Source organism: Streptomyces sp. NPDC002537 (assembly GCF_053594975.1).
Window position 1 is genome coordinate 1 of record NZ_JBSFWT010000190.1, and the last position, 2,428, is coordinate 2,428.

Genomic DNA, 2,428 nt, shown 5'->3' on the forward strand with positions numbered 1-2,428 from the left:
TCGGAGTCCGAACCGAATTCCGGCAAGCCGAAATCCATCCCGTTCAGGGAGCCATACAAGTAGAGAGTGCCGCCGGTGCGGCGTGAGTGGCCGCCTCGCCGTCCTCGCGGACGCCGTGGCAACTCGAAGAACTCTACACGAGGCCGTAGGCGCCATCAAACCCGTGGCGCAACCGGGTTTCACGGGAGTACGGTCGGCGCATGACTCAGCATGCGTGCCGCAGCACTCAGCAGTGGTGGGCCGCCTGACCGGCGGCCCTCTCCTGCGCATGCATCCAACGGCCGCCGCCCAGGCGGCCTTTTTGCTGTCCGTGGCGGTGGTCCCTCTTCAAGGGAGGCAAGACCCGATGACACGGATCTTCAGCGGTATCAAGCCCACGGGCCATCTGACGCTGGGCAACTACCTCGGGGCCGTCCGCCAATGGGTGGAAGTGGACCAGCACAAGGCCGACGCGCTGTTCTGCGTCGTGGACCTGCACGCCCTGACCGTGGACCACGATCCCGCCAGGGTCCGGAGGCTGAGTCGACAGGCGGCCACACTTCTGCTCGCCGCGGGACTGGAGCCGACGCAGTGCACGGTCTTCGTGCAGAGCCATGTGGACGAGCACGCCCGGCTCTCCTATCTCCTGGAGTGCACGGCCTCCGACGGCGAGATGCGCCGCATGATCCAGTACAAGGAGAAATCGGCCCGCGAGCGCGCGGCGGGCGGGAGCGTACGGCTCTCCCTGCTGACGTATCCGGTGCTGATGGCGGCCGACATCCTCGCCTATTCGGCGGACGAGGTGCCGGTGGGCGACGACCAGGCGCAGCACGTGGAACTGACCCGGGACCTGGCGGTGCGGTTCAACCATCGGTACGGGCACACCTTCACGGTGCCGAAGGCCGTGCTCCCGACGGTGGCCGCCCGCGTCATGGACCTCCAGGACCCGACGTCGAAGATGGGGAAGTCGCACACGGAGACGAGCGGCATCGTCTATTTGCTCGACGAGGCGGACATCGTCCGCAAGAAAATCATGCGTGCGGTGACCGACAGCGGCAGCGCGGTCGTATACGACCGGGAGGCGCAACCCGGGGTCGCGAATCTGCTGGAGATCCTCGCGGCGTGCGTCGGTGAAAAGCCGACGGATCTGGCCGAGGGATACGAGTCGTACGGAGCTCTGAAACGGGACACAGCCGATGCCGTGCTGGAGCTCCTGCGGCCGGTGCGGGAACGGCACGCGGAATTGTGCGCCGATCCCGGATATGTGGACGCGATCCTCCGCGACGGCGCCGAACGGGCCCGGAAAGTGGCCCGCCCGACGGTCGACGCGGCGTACGCGGCGATCGGTCTCATGCCGCCCGCGTAGATCCGGCCGACTCCGGGGCGAGGGTGGGCCGGGAATTCCGGCCCACCCCGCTTCCGGCAGCGGTCAGGCCTGGCCCGAGGCGAGTTCCTGGCTCCGGTCCCGGGCGGCCTCGAGCGCGGCGATCAACGCGGCCCGTACGCCGTGCCGTTCCAGCTCGCGAATCGCGCTGATGGTCGTGCCCGCGGGCGAGGTGACGGCCTCGCGGAGCTTGACCGGGTGTTCACCGCTGTCGCGCAGCATCACGGCCGCGCCGATTGCGGTCTGCACGATCAGGTCGTGGGCCTTGTCCCGGGGAAGGCCCAGGAGGATGCCGGCGTCGGTCATCGCCTCGACCAGGAAGTAGAAGTACGCCGGGCCGGAGCCGGAGAGCGCGGTGGCCGCATCCTGCTGGGACTCCGGCACCCGGAGCGTCTTGCCGACCGGCTTGAAGATCTCTTCGGTGTGGAGGAGGTGGTCCTCCGTGGCGTGGGTGCCGGCGGAGATGACGGACATGCCCTCGTCCACGAGGACAGGGGTGTTGGGCATGACGCGCACGACAGGCGTCCCGTCCGGCAGCCGCTCCTCGAAGAAGGCCGTGGGGATGCCCGCCGCCGCGCTGATGATCAGGCGGTCGGCGGGCAGGTGAGGGGCGAGCTCGTCGAGGAGCGTCGCCATGTCCTGCGGCTTCACGGCAAGAATGAGGGTGTCGGCGGCCTTGGCCGCCTCGACGTTGGTGACGGTGTCGACGCCGTAGCGCGCGCGGAGGGCCTCGGCCCGCTCGGGGCGGCGGGCCGTGACCAACAGGTCGTCGGCCGACCAGCCGGCACGGATCATTCCGCTGAGAAGCGCCTCGCCGATCTTTCCTGTACCGAGGACGGCGACTTTCTGGGTCACGGGGCCCGCTCACCTCTTCTGCGCTGGAGTGTCAGGGGGAGTGCCGTCCCATCCTCGCACCCGGCAGGCGCTCCATACCGGTGTAGTCGTCAGCGAACTGACCGTAATCACCCGTAAATGCAGAAAAGCCCTGGCAGGAACCGGAGTTCCCACCAGGGCTTTTCACTAAAATTTGTTCGGCGGCGTCCTACTCTCCCACACGGTCCCCCA

2 protein-coding genes are annotated in these 2,428 nt (G+C 68.2%); one reads left to right on the forward strand and one right to left on the reverse strand.

Going from position 1 to position 2,428, the window contains the following annotated elements; genetic code table 11:
- Positions 1 to 346: 346 nt before the first annotated feature.
- Positions 347 to 1,345 carry a tryptophan--tRNA ligase gene (gene trpS / locus ACWD4A_RS35300; protein WP_451200563.1) on the forward strand — a complete coding sequence of 333 codons (999 nt, stop codon included), beginning with the start codon at positions 347 to 349 and terminating at the stop codon, positions 1,343 to 1,345.
- 63 nt (positions 1,346 to 1,408) lie between these two features.
- Here the strand turns inward: trpS and proC are convergent, their stop codons facing one another.
- Positions 1,409 to 2,218: a pyrroline-5-carboxylate reductase gene (gene proC / locus ACWD4A_RS35305; protein WP_451200565.1), complete on the reverse strand. Its 810-nt coding sequence runs from the start codon at positions 2,216 to 2,218 to the stop codon at positions 1,409 to 1,411.
- Positions 2,219 to 2,428 lie beyond the last annotated feature (210 nt).

What these genes read in the sequence shown, in the direction of transcription:
- trpS (WP_451200563.1), top strand. Translation starts at nt 347, where the DNA reads ATGACACGGATCTTCAGCGGTATCAAGCCCACGGGCCATCTGACGCTG.